This is a genomic window from Novosphingobium sp. 9 (assembly GCF_025340265.1).
Taxonomy (GTDB): Bacteria; Pseudomonadota; Alphaproteobacteria; order Sphingomonadales; family Sphingomonadaceae; genus Novosphingobium.
On sequence record NZ_CP022707.1, the window covers coordinates 1,122,251 to 1,143,152 of the forward strand.

Consider the following 20,902-nt stretch of genomic DNA (forward strand, 5'->3'; position numbering starts at 1 on the left):
TGTGACTGTCGCCTTCCTTCTCGACGGCGAAGACGTGCGGATCGAGGAGGTCGATCCCACCGCGACGCTGCTTGATCATCTGCGCTATCGCCTGCGGCGCACCGGCACCAAGGAAGGCTGCGCGGAAGGCGATTGCGGGGCCTGCACGGTGCTGGTCGGGGAAACAACGGCGCTGGAGGGTGACGCGGTGCAGTGGCGCGCGGTCAACGCCTGCATCCAGTTCCTGCCGATGCTCCACGGCAAGGCGCTGATGACGGTGGAGAGCCTGTCAAAGCCCGATGGCGCGCTCAACCCCTTGCAGAAGGCGATGGCCGAGAACGGGTCTTCGCAATGCGGATTCTGCACGCCGGGCTTCGTGATGGCGCTGCAAGGCCGCGCGATCGGCGCGCTGGGGCACGAACTTCCGGTGACGGACGCGCTGGCGGGGAACCTGTGCCGTTGCACCGGCTATGGCCCGATCCTCGCGGCGGGCAGGGCGGTGACCGCGCTGGCGCAGGACGCCGCCGGGCTGGCCGCAAGGCTGCGCGCGCTGGGTGAGGAAGGTGCGTCAGGTGAGGTGGGCACGCGGCGCTGGTTCGCCCCGCGCAGCCGTGCCGCGCTCGCCGCGATCCTGGCAGAGCACCCCGAGGCGCGGATCGTCGCGGGGGCAACCGACGTGGCGCTGTGGGTCACGAAGGGTTTGCGCGATCTTGATACGCTGGTGTTCGTGGGTGATGTGGCCGACCTACGCACCATCAGCGAGACAGAGGCGGGCCTCACGCTAGGCGCCGCCGTGCGCCATGCCGAGGCGCATCCTGCGCTCGCCCGCCTGCACCCGGACCTTGGCGAGCTGTGGCGGCGCTTCGCCGGATTGCAGGTGCGCAGTGCCGGGACCATCGGCGGCAATATCGCCAACGGCTCGCCCATCGGTGACGGCCCGCCTGCGCTGATCGCGCTCGGCGCCACGCTGACGCTGGGCAGTGCAAAGGGCACCCGCACGATCCCGCTGGAGGACTATTTCCTCGGCTATGGCCAGCAGGACCGCGCGCCGGGCGAATTCGTCGAGAGCGTGTTCATTCCGCGCCCCGCGCCCGATGCGGTGATCCATATCGCCAAGCTCTCACGCCGGTTCGACAGCGATATCTCTGCGGTCTGCGGCGCCATCGCGCTGACGGTGCGCGAGGGCACGATCACCGCTGCGCGCGTGGCGTTCGGCGGCATGGCGGCGACGCCGCAGCGCGCGAGCGCCTGCGAGGCGGTGCTCACCGGCGCGCCTTTCACGATGGCGACGATGGAGGCAGGCGCGGCGGCACTGCATGAGGACTTCACCCCGCTCGACGATGTGCGCGGTTCGGCGGCCTATCGTCTGCGTGCGGCGGGCAACCTGTTGCGGCGGTTGTATCTGCGCGAACAGGGGCAGGCGATCTCGGTGCTCGATGTCGGGGCAGCGGAAGAGGACGCGCCCCATGGCTGAGCGCGATCCTGCCTGGAGGGGCCTCGCCAAGCCCTCGCACCCGCACGATTCGGCAAGGCTTCATGTCGCCGGCGCGGCGCGCTACGCCGACGATCTGCCCGAACCGGTTGACATGCTCCACCTCGCCTTCGGGCAGAGCCGCGAGGCGCACGCCCGGATCGTGGCGATGGACCTTGCCGAGGTGCGCGCCGCGCCCGGTGTCGTCGCGGTCTATACCGCTGCGGACATTCCCGGCGTCAACGATGTCAGCCCGGTCGCGGGGGACGATCGCCTGCTGGCCGATGGCGAGGTGATCTGCCACGGGCAGGCGCTGTTCCTCGTCGCGGCAACCACGCGCGAGGCCGCCCGGCGCGCCGCCCGTCTGGGCAAGGTCGAATATGAGGTGCTGACGCCGCTCCTCACCATGGCCGAGGCGCGCGCCGCAGGCTCGCTGATCGAGCCGACCCAGCGCATGGCGCGCGGCGATGCCGCTGCCGCGCTGGAGGTCGCGCCGCGTCATGCCTCGGGCGCCTTTGCGATGGGCGGACAGGATCACTTCTATCTCGAGGGCCAGATTGCAATCGCGACGCCGGGGGAGGACGGGCAGATGCATCTGGTCTCCTCCACCCAGCACCCCAGCGAGGTGCAGCATCTGGTTGCGCATATGCTGCACCTGTCTTCCGCCGATGTGACGGTGGAAGTGCGGCGCATGGGTGGCGCGTTCGGCGGCAAGGAGACGCAGGCCGCGCTCTACGCCGGGGCCGCCGCGCTCGTCGCCGCGAAGACCGGGCGTCCCGCCAAGATCCGCGCCGACCGCGACGACGACATGGTGATGACCGGCAAGCGCCACGAGTTCGAGGTCGCCTACGATGTCGGCTTCGACGACGACGGGCATCTGCTGGCGCTGTCGCTGCGCCTTGCCTCGCGCTGCGGGGCGACGGTCGATCTCTCGCCGGCGATCAACGACCGCGCGATGTTCCATGCCGACAACTGCTACTGGCTGCCTGACGTGGAGATCATCTCCGAACGCCTCAAGACGCACACCGTCTCGGCCACCGCGTTCCGGGGCTTCGGCGGCCCGCAGGGCATGCTGGCGATCGAGCGGATCTGCGATCATGTCGCGCTGGTGCTCGGGCGCGATCCGCTGGATGTGCGGCTGGCCAATCTCTACGGGCCGGGGCGGGAGGTGACGCCTTATGCCATGGCGATTGCCGACAATATCGCGCCCGCGCTGATCGCGCAGCTCCGCCAGACCTCGGACTACGACGCGCGGCGTAAGCAAGTTGAGGCCTTCAACGTCGCGAACGCGGTGCTGAAGAAGGGCATCGCGCTGACGCCGGTGAAGTTCGGGATCAGCTTCACCACCACGCACCTCAATCAGGCGGGCGCGCTGGTGCATGTCTATGCCGATGGCTCGATCCAGGTGAACCACGGCGGCACCGAGATGGGGCAGGGCGTCTACGTCAAGGTGGCGCAGATCGTCGCGGATGTCTTCGCGGTGCCGCTTTCGCAGGTGCGGATCACTGCGACGCGCACCGACAAGGTGCCCAACACTTCGGCGACGGCGGCGAGTTCCGGCGCGGACCTCAACGGCATGGCGGCGTTCAATGCGGCGATAGCGATCCGCGAGCGGCTGGTCGATTTCGCCGCGCGCACGTTCGCCTGCGCCCCGACCGAGGTGCTGTTCACGCCGGATGGCGTCGTGATTGGCGGCATGGCGACGGGGGGCGAGGTGCTGTCGTTCGCCGTGCTCGCCCGCAAGGCGCATGTCGGGCGCGTCTCGTTGTCCTCGACCGGATTCTATGCGACGCCGGGCATCGAATACGACCGCGCCGCGCACAAAGGCCGCCCGTTCTACTACTTCGCCTATGGCGCGGCGGTGTCCGAAGTGGTGATCGACACGCTGACCGGCGAGCACCGGGTGCTGGGCGTCGATATTCTCCACGATGTCGGCAAGTCGTTGAACCCGGTGATCGACCTTGGCCAGATCGAGGGCGGCTTCATTCAGGGGCAGGGCTGGCTGACGACAGAGGAACTGGTGTTCGACGCGAAAGGCCGCCTGCTGACGCACAGCCCCGCCACGTACAAGATTCCCACCGCCTCCGACCGGGCGCCGCGCTTTCGCATCGACCTGTGGCAGGGCGAGAATGTCGAGCCGACGATCAACCGTTCGAAGGCGGTGGGCGAGCCGCCGTTCATGCTGGCGATCTCGGTGTTCTCGGCGCTGACCGAGGCGGTCGCGGCGACGAACCCGGCGCGCCGCGACGTGCCTGCGCTCGATGCCCCGGCCACGCCCGAGCGCATCCTGGCCGCGATTGCCGGGCACGCGCCGTGCTGACCTCGCTGACGGGCAGCCTCAACCGCCTGCGTGCAGCCGGGGCGGTCGCCGTGCCCACCGCGATGGTCTCGATCTGGGCCAGCGAAGGCTCGGCGCCGCGTGGGGGCGGGACGCGGATGCTGGTCACGGCAGAGGGACAGGAAGGCACCATCGGCGGCGGGCAGCTGGAATATCGCGCCATTGAACAGGCCCGTGCGCTGTTGGCACTGCCGCCGGGGACATGGCGCGTGCAGGACTATCCGCTCGGCCCGCTGCTTGGCCAGTGCTGCGGCGGACGTGTGCGGTTGCTGGTCGAACATCTCGATCCCGCGGCGCTCGACTGGGTCCAGGACGCCGAGGCAGGCGCGCTGCTGGTGACGCAGCTTTGCGAGGATCGCATCGAGCGCGGCGCCTTCAAGCGCGAGCGCGCCACGCACCAGTCCGCGCGAGGGGAGCGCCCCGGCGTCGGCACACGGGTTGTCGAGCTGGTGGGTGAGCGGCCGCGCCCGCTCTACCTGTTCGGTGCAGGCCATGTCGGGCAGGCGATTGCGCGGCACCTGACGGGCCTGCCGATCCAGCTGGCGTGGTTCGATACCCGCCCCGAACAGGCCCATATCGACGGGGTGACGGTTCTGCCGGTGGAGGAGATCGCCGACTGCGTGGCCGGCGCTCCTGCCGAAGCGGCGGTGGCGATCCTGACGCACGATCACCCGCTGGACTATCACCTGACGCTGGCGGCATTGAGCCGCGATCCGCTGGCCTTCGTTGGCCTGATCGGCTCGTCCACCAAGATCGCCCGCTTCCGCTCGCGCCTGCTGGCCGATGGCGTTTCCGAAGATGCGCTGGCGCGCCTCACCGCGCCCATCGGCCTGCCGGGGATCGTCGGCAAGGAGCCCGACGTGATCGCGATCTCGGTGGTCGCGCAACTGCTGCAATTGAGAAACCGATGACCCTGAAGGCCTTTCGCGGCGAACTGCTGTCCGTCCCTCAAGACCCGCGCGACAACCCGGAGGCGGTGCGCCACGATCTCGACGGGCTGCTGGTGGTGGAGAACGGCCTCGTCGTCGCGCGCGGCGCTTATGCCGATCTCGCACCGCGCTTTGCCGATGTGCCGGTGGACGTGCTCCCCGGCCTCGTTATTCCCGGCATGGTCGATGCCCATGTCCACTATCCGCAGACCGACCGCATCGCCTCGCACGGCGAACAGCTGCTCGACTGGCTCGACCGGCATATCTTCCCGGCAGAGAAAGCCTTTGCCGAGCGCGCCCATGCCGATGCGGTGGCGGCGTTCTTCCTCGATGAACTGCTGCGCAACGGCACGACCAGCGCGCTGGTGTTCCCGACCGTCCACGAAGGCTCTGTCGATGCGCTGTTCGAGGCGGCGCTGACTCGCGACATGCGTATCGTCTCGGGCAAGGTGCTGATGGACCTCGGCCCCGAGGGCCTGTGCGATACCCCCGCCGGCGGACGCGCGGAGAGCGAGGCGCTGATCCGGCGCTGGCGCGGGCGCGGGCGGCTGGGCTATGCGGTGACGCCGCGTTTCGCGCTGTCGTGCAGCGATGCGCAACTGGCCGAGGCAGGCGCGCTGCTGGCCGCGCACCCCGATGTGCTGCTGCACACGCACCTGTCGGAAAACCGCCACGAGATCGCCGCCGTCGCCGCGCGGTTCCCCGAAGCGGCAGACTATCTCGACGTCTACGACCGCTTCGGTCTGGTCGGTCCGCGTTCGGTCTTCGCGCATGGCGTGCACCTGTCTGAGCGTGCCTGCGGGCACCTGCATGACAGCGGCGCAGGGATCGCGGTGTGCCCCAGCTCCAACCTGTTCCTGGGTTCGGGGCATTTCGACTTCGGGCAGGCGGCAAGGCACGGGTTTCGCCTGGGCCTTGGCACCGATATCGGCGCGGGGACTTCGTTCTCCTTGCTTTACACGGCGGGGCTTGCCTATCAGGCGGCACTGGCGCGCGAGGACCGGATGGACCCGTTCCACGCGCTCCATCTGGCGACGGCGGGCAGCGCCTCGCTCTTGGGCATCGCCGACCGCGTGGGCGCGCTGGCCGAGGGGCAGGAGGCCGACTTCGTGGTGCTCGATCCCGCCGCGACACCGCTGATAGCGCGGCGCACTTGCGGCGTCCCTCTTGCGGACCGGCTGTTTGCCATGCAGATTCTGGGCGATGACCGCACGGTCGCCCGTACCTATCTCAGGGGCCAGCTGGCCCATCAACGACACTGATAAAAGACAGATACTCCATGACCATGACCGCCGCATCGACCTTCGTACTGCCCGCCGATCTCGACGCCTTCATCGTGGGGCTGCCCAAGGCCGAACTGCACCTGCATATCGAGGGCAGCCTTGAGCCCGAACTGATGTTCGCGCTGGCCGCGCGCAACTCGGTGGCGATCCCCTATGCCTCGGTGGAAGACGTGCGGGCGGCCTATGCCTTCTCCAACCTGCAGGATTTCCTCGACATCTATTACGCCGGTGCCTCGGTGCTGCTGGTGCGGCAGGACTTCCACGATCTGGCCATGGCCTATTTCGAGCGCGCCCATGCCGATGGCGTGCGCCATGCCGAACTGATGTTCGACCCGCAGACCCACACCGATCGCGGCGTGCCGTTCGCGGACGTGATCGAGGGGCTGCTGTCCGCCATGGCCGAGGCCGAGGCGCGCTTCGGGATCACATCGGCGCTGATCCTCTCGTTCCTGCGTCACCTCTCGGAAGAGGCGGCGTTCGAGACGCTGGCGATGGCCGAGCCGTGGCTGGACAGGATCGCTGCGGTGGGCCTCGATTCCTCCGAAGTCGGCCATCCGCCCGCCAAGTTCGAGCGCGTGTTCGCCGCCGCGCGCGCCAAGGGTCTGAAGATCACCGCGCACGCGGGCGAGGAAGGCCCGCCCGCCTATGTCCACGAAGCGCTCGACCTCCTGAACGTCGACCGGATCGATCACGGTAATCGCGCGCTGGAGGACGAGGCGCTGGTGGCGCGGCTGGTGGCGGAGGAGATGACCCTGACGGTCTGCCCGCTGTCGAACCACAAGCTGTGCGTGGTCGATGATCTTGCCGATCACCCGCTCGACCGGATGCTGGCGCTAGGCCTGAAAGCCACGATCAATTCCGACGATCCGGCCTATTTCGGCGGCTACGTGGCGGATAACTACCGCGCGGTGGCGGCAGCGCGCGGCCTCTCGCGCGAGGCGCTGGCGACGTGTGCGCGCCACTCGTTCACGGGATCGTTCCTGCCCGAGGCGGCGGTGGCAAAGCACCTCGCCGCCATCGAGGCGTTTGTGCCGGAAAGCTGAGTTTCAACCCAGCCGTTCGGGCACCGAGCGCGCCTCTTCGACGATGGCATCGCGGGTGCCCACCGATTCCCAGGGGAACACGAACCAGCGCTTGTCCTCGTCGCGGTCGATCTCCTCACCCCACAGGTCTACCGTGGCGCGCGAGCGGGTGTTGTTGAGCACGACCGCGAAGCGCAGGTTGTCGGCATTGCAGCCCGCCCCGCTCAGCAGTTCGCGGATGTAGAGGATGGTGCCGCCCGAATCGTTGATATCGTCAACGAACAGCAGGCGCTTGCCCTCGCCGCTCATCCCCGCGACCTTGCCCAGCAGTTCGTCGGCGAAGCCGGGAACCTTGGCGGAATGGTCGATCGAGAGCATCGGCAGTTCGAGGCCGTGCGAGATGTAGACCGCCGGAACCAGCCCGCCGCGTCCCACGCCGATCACGAAATCGGGCTTCCAGCTGTCGGCGGCGATCCGCGCGGACAGTTCGCGCACGCGCGACAGGAAGCTGTCGTAGTCGATGTAGTGGAGCTGGGGCTCGGGGGTCTGCGTCATGGTGTGCGAATCCGGTACAAGGGCGTGTTGTCGAAGGCTCCGATTACCGCCTGCATGCGTTATGAGCAATCCGCGCCGGATTGCGGGAGGATCAGGCCGCTTCCATCGGGCGGTGCGAGGCGGGATAGGCGAGGCGGGCAAAGCCGGTCTCGATCTCGGCCAGCGCCATCGCCGCGGCGTGCGAGGGCGTGCGGGCACTGGCGGTACACAGCGCCAGCGTCATCGGGCGCAGCACCGGGTCCGAGATCGGCGTGAACGCCAGTTCGCCGCGCTGGACCTCTGACATCACGTCGAGCGAGGTCAGCACGCCGACGCCAAGGCCCTGCCGGATCATCGAGATCAGCATCTGGATATTGTCCGAGCTGGCGCGCTGGTCCAGCTCGGCGCGGGTCGCCCCCGCCAGCACCGCGATCTGCTGGCTGACCGCGAGCGGCGCGGCGGGCATGACCAGCGGCATGCCGGTACAGGCGGAAAAGCGCGCCTCGTCGCGGCCCGCCAGCGGATGATCGGGCAGCGTCACGAAACCGAGGCCGATCTCCACGAAGGCGCGCACCTGCAGGTCGCGATAGCTGTCAGGCTCGAACAGGATGCCGAAATCGACTTCGCCGCTGGCGACCGCGCGGCGCACGCCGTCGTTCTCGGCCACTTTCACGCCAAGGGTAATGCCGGGATAGCGATCCTGCACCGACTGGATCGCGGCGGGCACCGCGCCCTTGGTCAGCGCATCGATCACCGCGATATCGACATGGCCGCGTTTGAGCCCGCGCAAGTCCTCCATCTGGGCGCGCACGTCGAGCATGTTCTTCTGCCAGCGTCCGCCCGCCGCCATCATGATCTCGCCCGCCGCCGTCAGCCTGAGGCCCGTGGGCAGGCGCTCGAACAGCGGCATGCCGATCTGCGCCTCGACGTTGAGGATCTGCCGGTCGATCGCCGAGGCCGAAACGTTCAGCTCGTCGGCGGCCTTGCGGATCGAGCCGAGCCGGCCGACCGCCATGAAATAACGCAGGAAACGCGAGAACGCGGGCATCTGGGAAGGGTGCTCTCATTTTTGCAATGATGTGTCGGATTCATTGCGTTTGCGGGCAACAAGTCAAGCCCATAGTCTCCGTTTTCAGAATGAAAATAAGGCCGTCTGGCGCAGAGCCGTTTCCGGAAGGAGGCTCTCACGCAAGGCGGCTGAGCGCGCGCACGCAAGGTCGATCAAGATGTCGATCCGGCCCCGTGCGGCACAGGGAAGACCGGCGACCGGCGGCGTCAGACCGCAAGGGGCCGGGGCATCGGGATGGGGTGTCGGACAGGCGCGATTGACGATGGGGCTCGTGGGAAAACCGTCCTGTCGCCTCACATGGGGGTTTGGAAAGTTATGGTGAAGCTTGGGTTTGCGCCGTCGCGTCGCGGCGCGCTGGGTCTTGTCGCGGCAATGCTGGCCGGTACGGCACTGTCGACGCCCGCGCTGGCGGAAGAGGCAGGTGTTGCGGGCGGGAACGCGCCGGTATCGTCGGATGCAGCTACTGCGGCTGCCGTGGCGGTCACAGCGGCGCCCGCGCCCGCCGCTCCCCCTCCTGCCGACGACGACAGCAGCGATGGCAAGGAGATCATCGTCAAGGGCTCGCTCGGCGCGCTGCCCACCATCGCCGTCAGTTCGGTGTTCGGCTTCAACAAGACCATCGCCGAAACGCCGCGCTCGGTCTCCAGCGTCACGTCCGAGCAGATGGAGCGCTTCGGCATCACCCAGATCTACGATCTCGTGTCGCAGGCGCCGGGTATCTTCACCAGCTCGTTCTTCGGCACCGGCGGCGCGCTCGACATTCGCGGCGCGCCTTCGGACGTCTATTTCCGCGGCATGCTGCGGCTCGACAATCCAGGCAACTATTCCACCCCGATCGGCGCGGCGGAGCGTATCGACATCGTGCGCGGCCCGGCCTCGGTGATTTATGGCCCGTCGAAGATCGGCGGCTACATGAACTTCATCCCCAAGACCGCGCGCGAGGCCAACGGCGATTATTCGGACGATACCACCGGGTTCGTCAGCTACGACGGCGGCAGCTGGAGCCGCAACGTGATGAAGGCCAACGTCACCGGCCCCGGCAAGATCGGCGACCACGAATTCGGCTACAGCATCTACGGCGAAGTCGAGCATTCGGGCAGCTATTACAACAACGTGTTCACCCATAACGCGCTGTTCTCGGCCTCGTTCGATACCGACATCACCTCGAACCTGCGCACTGAATTCGGCGCGATGTACCAGAAGTACAACTCGGTGCAGAACAGCGGCTGGAACCGCGTGACGCAGGATCTGGTCGACCACGGCACCTACATCACCGGAGAGGGCACCCAGCTCGACACCAGCGGCGACGGCAAGATCAGCCGCGAGGAAGCCGCAGCCGCCAACGGCGGGGCGGGCCTGACGTTCTACGGCAGCTATGCCTGCGGCGGTGACGATACCTCGGCGGGCTACAGCAATGCCTGCCTCCTCGCCAATCCCGACCTCAACCTGCAGAACGCGGGCACCACCCATATCAGCGGCAAGCAGACGCTGACCGGCCAGGACGACCGGCTCAACAACCGTCAGAAGACCGCTTATTTCGACCTGATCTGGACCGGGGCAGGCAACCTCCAGATCACCAACAAGATGTTCTACGACGGCGGCAAGAACCTGAACGAGAACGCCTATGGGTTCGCGCAGGCGTTCAACTCCTACGTCATGGAAGACAAGCTGGTGATCTCCGACCGGTTCGACACCAAGGCCGCCAAGATCTCGCTCCAGCTCTCGCCCTCGGTGCGCTACACCCACTTCCATTTCGCCGACGATTACGGTGTCGAGCTGTGGAACCGTCCCGACATCACCGTGGGCTACGATGCCACTTCGACCCGCCTGCTGGCGACCGAGTGCGACTGCGACTATTCCGACTACGTGATCGGCCACTATACCGATTACGGCATCGCCGGACTTGTCGATCTCGACTTCAACATGGGCCTCGATGTGATCGGCGGCATCCGGTATGACAGCGTTCACGCCAAGTCGACCGCGATCCTGTCCAAGTACGCGCCGGGCGACATCGCGGGTAACGTGGGCGACTACGGCGATGACATGACGCCCAGCGAATCCGGCACCGAGGGCGGCGTCTCGTGGAACGTCAGCGTTTCGTACAAGACGCCGGTCGGCCTGATCCCCTACTTCACCATCTCGCGCCAGAGCACGGTGGTGGCGGGCGAGGGCTCCGAACTCTACCTCGCCAACATCAAGAACGGCGCGGTGCTCGGCAAGTCCAAGCTGATGGAAGGCGGCCTGAAGGGCGAATTCCTCGACAAGAAGCTCTATGCGGCGGTCTCCGTCTACAAGCAGCAGCGCACGGCGGCGGCGGCGGAAAGTTCGCTGACCAACCAGATCCTCCAGACCAAGGGCATCGAGGCGGAAATGCGCTGGGCGGTGGATCGCCACCTGCTCGTCACCGGCGCCTTCACGCACATGAAGGTCTACAACATCGGCGCGTACAACGCCGGATACTACTTCAACTACTTCGGCGCCGAAGACATGATCGCCGCAGGGGCTGACCCGGCGCTCAGCTTCGGCGGGTCGGAGTTCGGCAATGTCTATATGCCCACCAAGGGCAAGGCGCGCCGTCCGGGCGAGCCGACCAACGTGGCCTCGGCGACGGCGACCTATGCCTTCGACAACGGCATCGCGATCAACGGCGATCTCAGCCATGTTGACTCGGTCTATGCCGACTATGCGCAGAACATCAAGCTGCCTGCCTACTGGCTGCTCAACCTCGGCGCCTCGTACACCACCGGGCCGTGGCTGTTCCGCGCGGTGGTGAAGAACGTCAACAACGCACGCTATTTCCGGGCGGGCGGTCAGGATCTGTTCGGTGCGGATATCGTGCTGCCGCAGCTGCCGCGCAGCTGGCAGGCGACGATCGAATACAAGTTCTGATGCAACCGGACCGGGCAGGGTGGGGGATCATCCTGCCCGATCCGTTGAAGACTTCGAAAACGCTGAAGACGAATGACAAAGGTTGATTGGATGCGCCCTTCGCGGCTTGCCTCGTTGCTGTTTCCCGTTCTGCTGACCCTGTGCGGCACGGCTTATGCCGCCGAGCCGGACTTCTCCGTAACCCCTTCCGCCGACAGCATTGCCCGCGCGCAGGCGCAGATCGCGGGTTGCCCGCCGGGTGGCAACTGCACCGCGCCGCTGCCGGTCAAGGTCGTCATCATCTCGCTGTTCGAGATCGGGCAGGATACCGGCGACACGCCCGGCGAGTTCCAGCTGTGGCGCACCCGCCGCCATCTCGATATGGCGATCCCGTTTCCGCAGGGGTTCCATGACCTTGCCTATAATCCGCAAACGCAGGTGCTGGCGGTGCTGACCGGTATCGGCACGGCGCGCTCGTCCAATGCGCTGACGGCGCTGGCGCTCGACCAGCGGCTCGACCTCAGCCATGCCTACTTCCTGCTGGCAGGCATTGCCGGGATCGACCCGGAAGATGCCTCGGTCGGGTCCGCCGCCTGGGCGCGCTATCTGGTCGACGGTGATCTGGCGCACGAGATCGATCCGCGCGAAGTGCCCAAGGGCTGGAAGACCGGCTACTTCCCGCGCGACGGCAAGGGGCCGGGCGATCCGGTGGTGCCCAAGCCCGATGGCGAGCTGTTCACGCTCAATCCCGCGCTGGTCGGCTGGGCCTATGGCCTGACCAGGGAAATGAAGCTGCCCGACGATCCGGTGCTGGCGGCGGAGCGCAAGCGTTATGCCGCCTATCCCATGGCGCAGAAGCCGCCCTTCGTGCTGGTGGGCGATCAGCTTTCGGCGATGACCTTCTGGCACGGCAAGCTGCTGAACGACTGGGCCAACGACTGGGTCCACTACTGGACGCAAGGGAAAGGCAATTTCGTGACCGCCGCGATGGAAGATACCGGCGTTGCGCAGGCGATGACGTTCGCCACGCGCACGGGCCGCGTCGATTACAACCGGCTGATGGTGCTGCGCGCAGGCTCCAACCACACGGTGCCGCCGCCGGGCGTCTCGGCCTACGACAACCTGATGGCCGAGAACGCGCACTACACCGGCCTGACGGAATCGGTCGAGAACCTCTACCGCGTCGGCTCGGTGGTGGTGGACGAGCTGCTCGGCCACTGGGACCGATACGGCACCGAAACGCCCGGCGGAGAACCTGCACGATGACCGCTACCCCGCCGCACCTGTCGATCGTTTCTCCCGCAGACGCCGACAGCGCGGCGGGGTTCTCGTCGCGTGATCCCAATGCCTTTCCGGGGATAATGGCGGCGATCCCGCTGGGCTTGCAGCATGTCCTGGCGATGTTCGTCAGCAATATCACACCCGCGATCATCGTCGCGGCAGCGGCGGGCATCGGCTACGGCTCCCCTGACACATCGGCGATGGTCTATATGATCCAGATGGCGATGTTCTTCGCAGGCGTCGCCACGCTGCTCCAGACCGTGAGCTTCGGCCCGGTCGGCGCGCGGCTGCCGCTGGTGCAGGGGACGAGCTTTTCCTATGTGCCGATCATGGTGCCGCTGGTTGCCGGAAAGGGTCCCGGCGCGCTGGGCATGATCGCCGCAGCGGCCTTCGTGGCGGGGCTGCTGCATGCGGTGCTCAGTCAGTTCGTCGGGCGCATCCGCTTTGCGCTGCCGCCGCTGGTGACGGGGCTGGTGGTGCTGATGATCGCGCTGTCGCTGATGAAGGTCGCGGTGCAATATGCAGCGGGCGGCGTGCCGCTGGAGGGCACACCGGCCTACGGTTCGGGCATCAGCTGGCTGATGGCGGGCTGCGTCGTTATCGTGACGATGGGCTTTGCGTTGTTCGCGCGCGGGGTATGGAGCAGCGCGGCGGTACTGTTCGGGCTGATCGCGGGCTATGTGCTCGCGCTCGCGCTGGGCCGGGTGGACTTTGCTGCCGTGCATCAGGCGGGCTGGTTCACCGTGCCCCAGCCGTTGCATTTCGGCTGGGCGTGGTCTTGGACGGCGGTGCTGGGCTTCTGCCTCACCGGCTTCGTCTCCTCGATCGAGACCATCGGCGATGTCGATGCGATCTGCGAAGGCAATGCCGGACGCCCCGCCAGCAAGCGCGAGTTGCAGGGCGCGGTTGCTGCCGACGGACTCGGCTCGGCGCTGGCCGCGCTGTTCGGGGGGATGCCCAACACCACCTTCAGCCAGAACGTCGGGCTGGTCGCGATCACGGGCGTGATGAGCCGCCATGTCGTGACCATCGGCGCGCTGTTCCTCGTCGCCTGCGGCCTCTTGCCCAAGGTCGGCGCGGCGATCGCGACGATCCCCATCGAAGTCTTGGGCGGCGGTGTGATCGTGATGTTCGGCATGGTCGCCTCGGCGGCGGTGGCGATGCTGGCGCAAGTTGCCTGGAGCCAGCGCAACATGCTGGTCTTCGGCATCTCGCTCTCGCTCGGCCTCGGGCTTCAGCTGGAGCCCACAGCGCTCCAGCACCTGCCCGAAACCGCGCGCATCCTGCTGACGTCCGGCATCCTCCCCGCCGCGACATTGGCGGTGGTGCTCAACCTGCTGCTACCACGCGAAAGAAAAGGGCAGGAATAGCGGAAAGGGCTTGGCAATTCGTTCGGGGATTGGTTGAACGCGCAAGCGTCTCGTTTCGTCGTGGCCCGTTGACGGGCCTCCCCCATACAAGGTCGTCCTCGTCATGCCCTCGATTTTCCCGTCCCCGCGCTTTGGCCCCCGCCCCGGTCGTCATCTGGGCCTGCTGCTCGGCGCGGCCAGCCTCGTCGCTGTCGCCCAGCCGGTGCTGGCGCAAACTGCGCCCGCGCCCGCAGCTTCCAGCACGGCCTACGATCCGCGCTCGACCTTTGCGCCGTTCGACATGCACCAGTCGGTCAATGTCTATCGCGGCGCCGATGGCAAGCCGGGGCCGCAGTACTGGCAGAACCGTGCGGACTACGAGATACATGCCAAGCTCGATCCGGATGTGAAATCGCCTTCGCTGACCGGTGACGAGATCATCAGCTACACCAACAACAGCCCCGATGCGCTGGACGTGCTGTGGGTGCAGCTGGACCAGAACCTCTACAAGAAGGACAGCCGTGGCAACTACGCCAACGGCGGCCCCGGCATCGGGCGTCATGCGGGCGGATCGACCGACGGCGCGGTGCTCGACAAGGTGGAGATCGAGGTCGACGGCAAGTTCGTGCCTGCGCAGTACCTGGTCAGCGATACCCGCCTGCAGATCACCATGCCGCAGGCGCTGGCGGCGAAGGGCGGCAAGACCCGCGTGCGCATCGCCTGGCACTTCACCATCCCCGGCGAGTGGGGTGGGCGCATGGCCTGGGGCATGGCCAAGGATGGCCCGATCTACGATCTGGCGCAGTGGTATCCGCGCATGGCGGTCTATGACGATGTGCGCGGCTGGGACCCGCTGCCCTATCTGGCGCAGGAGTTCTACCTCGAATACGGCAACTTCGACTATTACGTGACGGTGCCTTCGACGATGCTGGTGGCAGGTTCGGGCGAACTGGTGAACCAGTCCGAAGTGCTCACCCCCACCGAACTGGCGCGGCTGGCCAAGGCCAAGGCCAGCGATGCCACGGTGATGATCCGCTCGCCGCAGGAAATCCCTGCGAAACCGTCGCTGACCGGGGCGACGAAGACCTGGCACTATCGCATGGAGAACACCCGTGACGTGGCGTTCAGTGCCTCGTCGATCTTCGCCTGGGATGCCGCGCGCATCAACCTTGGCGGCGGCAAGACTTCGCTGGCGATGTCGTTCTATCCCAAGGAAAGCGCCGGGCAGCCTGCCTGGGGCCGCTCGACCGAGTACCTCAAGGACAGCCTCCAGAACTACGCCAAGCGCTGGGCGGCGTACCCGTGGCCCTGGGCGATCAACGTGGCGGGTCCGGCTTCGGGTATGGAATATCCCGGCATCCTGTTCGACGGGATCGAGGACAAGGGCAATGTCCTGTTCTTCATCACCGCGCACGAGATCGGGCATGAGCTGTTCCCGATGATGGTCGGCTTCGACGAGCGCCGCAACGCGTGGATGGACGAGGGCTTCAACACCTTCATCGACGTCTACGAATCCGACGATTTCAACCACGGCGAATATGCGCCCAAGCGCGACGGTGAATATGCGCCGGGCGGCGGCAATCCGGTGGACGAGATCCAGAGCGTGCTGCTCGATCCCAACGCGCCACCGATCCTGACCCGCGCGGATTCGATCATCGAGAAGTACCGCCACCCGGTGACGTACTTCAAGTCGGCGCTGGGCCTCGTGCTGTTGCGCGAGCAGATCCTCGGGCCCGATCGTTTCGATCCCGCGTTCCGCCGCTTCATTGCCGACTGGACGTTCAAGCACCCGCAGCCTGCCGACTTCTTCCGCTTCATGGAGAGCCAGACGGGTGAGGACCTGTCGTGGTGGTGGCGCGGCTGGTACGAGAACAACTGGTCGATGGACCTTGCGGTGGATGCCATCGCGCCGGTCGATGCCAAGGACCCCTCGAAGGGCACGCGCGTCACCGTGGGCAGCCATGACAAGCTGATTATGCCTGCCACGCTGCGGGTGATGTTCTCGGACGGCACCCACACCGATTATCGCCTGCCCGCCGAAAGCTGGATCAGGAATACGCAGACCAGCGTCGTTGTGCCTGCGGGCAAGACTGTGACCGAAGCGGTGGTCGATCCCGACCACAAGATCCCCGACAAGGACCGCTCGAACGACGACCGGAAGGTCTGAGGAAACAGGCCGGAAACATATCAGGTTCGGTGATCTTCGCGATCACCGAACCTTAATTGCCTTGATGCGTTCACTCTCCCATCGTTAAACCCGCACCGGGGCTTTAAGGCCATGACAACGACCGGGCGCGAGAGGAGAGAAGCATGTCGGTGGATTCATCCACATCCCCACCCTATCTGGCGGAGGTCTCGGCGCGGAACTCGTCCGCAACCGTTCCGGAGCCCGAACGGACCACGGCGCTGGCCGTCGTCGCATCCTGCTTCGGCTGGGGGCTGGACCTTTTCGACCTGTTCATCCTGCTGTTCGTCGCGCCCGCTGTCGGCCAGCACTTCTTCCCCTCGCACACGCCGATGCTGTCGCTGGCGGGTGCCTATGCCTCGTTCGCGGTGACGCTGCTGATGCGCCCGCTGGGTTCGGCCCTGTTCGGTTCGTACTCGGACCGTCTCGGGCGCAAGCGGGCGATGATCTTCGCGATCGCGGGCGTGGGTATCGCGACGGCCTCGTTCGGCATCCTGCCCACGGTCGAAACGATCGGCATATGGGCGACGGTGCTGTTCCTGCTGCTGCGACTGGTGCAGGGGATCTTCGTGGGCGGCGTGGTCGCCTCGACCCATGTGCTCGGCACCGAATCGGTGCCCGAGCGCTGGCGCGGCACCATGAGCGGCCTGATCGGCGGCGGTGGTGCGGCGATCGGCACGCTGCTCGCCTCGTTCGCCTACATGGCGATCTCGGCGCTGTTTCCCGATGAGGAGTTCACCCGCATCGGCTGGCGCTTCATGTTCTTCTGCGGGCTGATCACCTCGGCCATCGGCCTGGTCATGTTCCGCAAGCTGGCCGAATCGCCGCAGTTCCAGAAGGCGGCGGCCAAGCATGCGGAAGCCAAAAGTGCGGGCAGGGGCGAGGACACCGGCTCGCCCGTGCGTGCGCTCTTCGCCAGCCGCGATTACCGCAACCGCTTCTTCGTGAACCTCATGCTGTCGAGCGGCGCGGGTGCGGTCTATTACCTGACGGCGGGCTACTTGCCGACCTACCTCAAGCTGGTGAGCAAGGTTCCGGCGGCAGAGGCGTCCACGCTGATGCTGTTCGGCAGCGTGGCGGGTGCGGTCTCGTCGCTGTTGCTGGGCGAATGGAGCCAGCATATCGGGCGCAAGAAGGTGTTCCTGCTGACCGGCGTGCTCTGCCTTGTCGCCCTGCCGCTGCTGATCGTGACGATGGCGAGCGCGACCGGCTTCTCGCTGATCTGGCATGCGCTGGCGATCAGCTTCCTGGGATCTGCCGTGTTCGGCCCGCTGATGATCTTCCTCAACGAGCGTTTCCCGGTGGAACTGCGTGCAACCGGCACGGGGCTTTCGTGGAACACCGGCTTTGCGGTCGGCGGCATCATGCCGACGTTCGTCTCGCTCGCTGCCGCCACGCCCGCCGCGATCCCGGAAGTGCTGGCGGGCTTCATCGGCGCTTTCGCGCTGCTCTATCTGCTGGGTGCGGTAATCGTGCCCGAAACGAAAGGGCGCCTGAAAGGCTGACGCCTGCCGGCACCTGTTTTGACGCTGACAGCGCCCGTCGGATTTCGTGTCCGGCGGGCGCTTTCGCATCGGCGAGGCAAGGATCGGGCATCGTGTAGGGTGACTATGCGGTAACTTGCCGAAACTGCGTGCTATTGTGTACACTGCCCATCATGGAGCAGGGCGGCTATCAGGGTGGAGAAACGCCGGGCGGCCGATGGGGCTGCACCATCGCCAGCATCGTCGGCGTGCCGCTGATGGCGCTTTCGTTTCTTGTCGGCACGCTGGGGGACTGTATCCCCGAAGAGCCATGCCATAGGGGCAAAGTGTGGCCTCTGCTGTTCTTCTCTCTGTTGATTGCTGGCCTTGCGGGACTGGGCTCCAGCGCGCTCATCAACTGGCTGGTGCGCCGCTCGCGCCGCGACTGACACCCTGTGATGGAACAGGCAAAAACGGCCAGAGGAGATAGCCATGCTTTCGCACGTAACGCTGGGCATATCCGATATGGACGCAGCGCGCCGGTTCTACGCTCCGCTGCTGGCCGCACTCGGGCTGGAGGTGAAGTTCGCCGATGCGCACTGGGCCGGGTGGAAATCGCCGCAGGCCGACCGCCCGTTGTTCGTCATTACCCGGCCCTTCGATGGGGACGCGGCCTGCGTCGGCAACGGCCAGATGATCGCGCTGCTGGCCGGAACGCGCGCCATGGTCGATGTCTGCCATCGCCTCGCGCTGGAGCACGGCGGCCGCGACGAGGGCGCGCCGGGGCTGCGGCCGCATTATCACGCGCACTACTATGGCGCCTATTTCCGCGATCCCGATGGCAACAAGCTGTGCGTGTGCTGCCACGAGCCCGAGTGACCGGCCCGGCTAAACCTTCTTAACCTTCTTAACCTTCGTTCATCGCAGATTTCATTTTGTCGCAAGCTATTGCGACCCAGTTGCAAACCTCCTTGCGATCTGGCAGCGGGGCGCAATGACGCTCGATCTTCTGCCCGCCGGAAAAACGGCGCGAATCGTCGCTGTGAACTGGTCTGCTCTGGTGGACGAGGAAGCGCGGCGGCTGCGCGCGCTCGGGATCGAGGAGGGCGCGCGGGTTTCCGTCGCCCATCGCGGCATCCTGTTCGGGCGCGATCCCATCGCGCTGACCATCGGTCGCATGAGTATCGCCCTGCGCCGTGCCCATGCCGTTGCCATGGAAGTGGAAGAACTGTGAGCGGCCAGCGCAAGATCGCCCTCGTCGGCAATCCGAACGCGGGCAAGAGCGCGCTGTTCAACGCGCTGACCGGCGCGCGCCAGAAGATCGCCAACTATCCCGGCGTCACTGTCGAGCGAAAGTCGGGCCGCCTGATGCTGCCCAGCGGCGAGCCGGTGGAGCTGACCGATCTTCCCGGCGCCTATGGCCTCGACCCGACCAGCCCCGACGAGGAAGTGACTTCCAAGGTCGTCCACGGAAAATTCCCCGGCGAGGCGGCGCCCGACGCGCTGATCATCGTGCTCGATGCCTCGAACCTCGAACAGCATCTGGTCTTCGCGCAGGAACTGCTGGCGCTGGGCAAGCCCTCGGTCATCGCGCTCAACATGGTGGACCTTGCCGAGCGCGACGGGCTGGTGCTCGATCCCGCTGTGCTGGCGCAGGAACTGGGCGTGCAGGTGATCCCGACCGTCGCCGTGCGCCGCCGCGGCCTTGCCGAACTGGGCGAGGCGATCGCCTCGGCCCCGTCGCGCGAGGCAGGGCCCGGCCTCACCGCGCTGGGCCAGACCGAGCGCCGCGTTGCCGCGCACGCCATGGCCGATGCCGCGATCCTCTCCGAATCGCGCCGCCATCGCCTCCACGCCAAGATGGACCGCGTGCTGCTGCATCCCTGGCTTGGCCCGATCATCCTCTTCGCGTTCCTGTTCGTCATGTTCCAGGCGGTGTTCGCCTGGGCCAACCCGCTGATCGACGCGCTCCAGGGCCTTGTCGACGGGTTCTCGGCGCAAGTCACCGACGTGATGCCGCCCAGCCTGCTGCGCGACCTCTTGACCGACGGCGTGATCGCCGGGGTCGGCGCCGTGGTGGTGTTCCTGCCGCAGATCGTCATCCTCTTCGCCTTCATCCTTGCGATGGAAGCCTCGGGCTACATGGCCCGCGCCGCCTTCCTGATGGACCGGCTGATGGCCTATGTCGGGTTGTCCGGGCGCAGCTTCATCCCGCTGCTCTCCAGCTTTGCCTGCGCGATCCCCGGCATCATGGCCACGCGCTCGATCTCCGATCCCAAGGACCGGCTGACGACGATCCTGATCGCGCCCCTGATGACCTGTTCGGCGCGCCTGCCGGTCTATGCCGTGATCATCGGCGCGTTCATTCCGCACAGGAGCGTGGGCTGGGGCATCGGCCTGCAGGGGCTGGTGCTTTTCGCGCTCTACGTGGCCGGCATCGTCGGCGCGTTTCTGGCCGCGCTCGTGCTGCGTCGATCGGCGACCAAGGGTGAGGCCTCGGGCTTCATCATGGAGCTGCCCAAGTACCAGATGCCGCGCCTCAAGGACATGGCGATCGGCCTGTGGCAGCGCGCGTGGATCTTCCTGCGCCGCGCAGGCACGATCATCTTCACCGTCTCGGTGGTGCTCTGGCTGCTGCTCAACTTCCCCAAGGCGCACCCCGGCGAAAGCCAGGTCAACGCCTCGGTCGCCGGACACATCGCCAATGGCCTTGCCGTGGTGGTCGAACCGATCGGCTTCAACCGCAACATGGCGCTGGCCCTGATCCCGGCGATGGCCGCGCGCGAGGTCGCCGTCTCGGCGCTCGCAACGACCTATGCCGTCGATGCCAGCGACAGCGAGGACCAGCAGGCGGTCGACCTCGGCAAGCGCCTGCAAGGCGTGTGGACGCTGCCGATGGCGCTGGCGTTCCTGGCATGGTTCGTCTTCGCGCCGCAGTGCATGTCGACCATCGCCGTCGCCCGGCGCGAGACCAATGGCTGGAAATGGCCGCTGGTGATGCTCGGCTACCTGTTCGCGATGGCCTACGTCGCAGCGGGCGTGACGTTCTGGCTGTCGACCTGGGCGGGTCTGGGGTGAGGGTTCTGGGCTCGGACTTTAGGTAAGAACAAGCGTTCAAGAACAAGGCTTAG

16 protein-coding genes are annotated in these 20,902 nt (G+C 66.6%); 14 read left to right on the forward strand and 2 right to left on the reverse strand.

Annotated elements, in window-relative coordinates:
- Nucleotide 1 precedes the first annotated feature (1 nt).
- The 5 genes from xdhA to CI805_RS05680 are packed head-to-tail and all read left to right on the forward strand — an operon-like array spanning nt 2 to nt 7,043.
- Nucleotides 2-1,453, forward strand: a complete 1,452-nt coding sequence (gene xdhA / locus CI805_RS05660; RefSeq protein WP_260927019.1) for a xanthine dehydrogenase small subunit — start codon at nt 2-4, stop codon at nt 1,451-1,453.
- Complete coding sequence (gene xdhB / locus CI805_RS05665) at nt 1,446-3,770, forward strand: xanthine dehydrogenase molybdopterin binding subunit (protein WP_260927020.1); 2,325 nt, start codon at nt 1,446-1,448, stop codon at nt 3,768-3,770. Before xdhA ends, xdhB begins: the two co-directional genes overlap by 8 nt.
- Nucleotides 3,764-4,699, forward strand: coding sequence for a xanthine dehydrogenase accessory protein XdhC (gene xdhC / locus CI805_RS05670; RefSeq protein WP_313958531.1), 936 nt, complete (start codon nt 3,764-3,766; stop codon nt 4,697-4,699). Before xdhB ends, xdhC begins: the two co-directional genes overlap by 7 nt.
- A complete protein-coding gene (gene guaD, locus CI805_RS05675; protein ID WP_260927022.1) occupies nt 4,696-5,979 on the forward strand; it encodes a guanine deaminase in 1,284 nt (427 codons plus the stop codon). The genes xdhC and guaD overlap by 4 nt, the downstream gene beginning before the upstream one ends.
- Before the next feature lie 17 nt (nt 5,980-5,996).
- A complete protein-coding gene (locus tag CI805_RS05680) occupies nt 5,997-7,043 on the forward strand; it encodes an adenosine deaminase (RefSeq protein ID WP_409934938.1) in 1,047 nt (348 codons plus the stop codon).
- Nucleotides 7,044-7,046: 3 nt separating this feature from the next.
- Here the strand turns inward: CI805_RS05680 and CI805_RS05685 are convergent, their stop codons facing one another.
- Nucleotides 7,047-7,577, reverse strand: a complete 531-nt coding sequence (locus CI805_RS05685) for a phosphoribosyltransferase (protein ID WP_260927023.1) — start codon at nt 7,575-7,577, stop codon at nt 7,047-7,049.
- A gap of 91 nt (nt 7,578-7,668) precedes the next feature.
- On the reverse strand, nt 7,669-8,604 hold the full coding sequence (locus CI805_RS05690) for a LysR family transcriptional regulator (RefSeq protein ID WP_260927024.1): 936 nt from the start codon (nt 8,602-8,604) through the stop codon (nt 7,669-7,671).
- A gap of 339 nt (nt 8,605-8,943) precedes the next feature.
- On the opposite strand from CI805_RS05690, the gene CI805_RS05695 reads away from it, so the two are divergent.
- The 9 genes from CI805_RS05695 (at nt 8,944) to CI805_RS05735 (ending at nt 20,849) form a co-directional block, all read left to right on the forward strand.
- Nucleotides 8,944-11,514, forward strand: coding sequence for a TonB-dependent siderophore receptor (locus CI805_RS05695; protein WP_260927026.1), 2,571 nt, complete (start codon nt 8,944-8,946; stop codon nt 11,512-11,514).
- 72 nt (nt 11,515-11,586) lie between these two features.
- On the forward strand, nt 11,587-12,759 hold the full coding sequence (locus tag CI805_RS05700) for a purine nucleoside permease (protein ID WP_260927028.1): 1,173 nt from the start codon (nt 11,587-11,589) through the stop codon (nt 12,757-12,759).
- Nucleotides 12,756-14,144 carry a uracil-xanthine permease family protein gene (locus CI805_RS05705; RefSeq protein ID WP_260927030.1) on the forward strand — a complete coding sequence of 463 codons (1,389 nt, stop codon included), beginning with the start codon at nt 12,756-12,758 and terminating at the stop codon, nt 14,142-14,144. Before CI805_RS05700 ends, CI805_RS05705 begins: the two co-directional genes overlap by 4 nt.
- A gap of 103 nt (nt 14,145-14,247) precedes the next feature.
- Nucleotides 14,248-16,290: a M1 family metallopeptidase gene (locus CI805_RS05710; RefSeq protein ID WP_260927032.1), complete on the forward strand. Its 2,043-nt coding sequence runs from the start codon at nt 14,248-14,250 to the stop codon at nt 16,288-16,290.
- A 143-nt stretch (nt 16,291-16,433) separates the two neighbouring features.
- Nucleotides 16,434-17,813 carry an MFS transporter gene (locus CI805_RS05715; protein WP_260927033.1) on the forward strand — a complete coding sequence of 460 codons (1,380 nt, stop codon included), beginning with the start codon at nt 16,434-16,436 and terminating at the stop codon, nt 17,811-17,813.
- Nucleotides 17,814-17,965: 152 nt separating this feature from the next.
- The gene (locus CI805_RS05720) at nt 17,966-18,220 is read left to right on the forward strand and encodes a hypothetical protein (RefSeq protein ID WP_260927034.1); all 255 of its coding nucleotides are present in this window, start codon (nt 17,966-17,968) and stop codon (nt 18,218-18,220) included.
- 43 nt (nt 18,221-18,263) lie between these two features.
- Entirely contained in the window at nt 18,264-18,650 is a 387-nt protein-coding gene (locus CI805_RS05725) for a VOC family protein (protein ID WP_260927035.1), read from the forward strand.
- Nucleotides 18,651-18,765: 115 nt separating this feature from the next.
- On the forward strand, nt 18,766-19,005 hold the full coding sequence (locus CI805_RS05730; RefSeq protein WP_260927036.1) for a ferrous iron transport protein A: 240 nt from the start codon (nt 18,766-18,768) through the stop codon (nt 19,003-19,005).
- Nucleotides 19,002-20,849 carry a ferrous iron transporter B gene (locus CI805_RS05735; RefSeq protein WP_260927037.1) on the forward strand — a complete coding sequence of 616 codons (1,848 nt, stop codon included), beginning with the start codon at nt 19,002-19,004 and terminating at the stop codon, nt 20,847-20,849. The genes CI805_RS05730 and CI805_RS05735 overlap by 4 nt, the downstream gene beginning before the upstream one ends.
- The last annotated feature ends 53 nt before the right edge of the window (nt 20,850-20,902 follow it).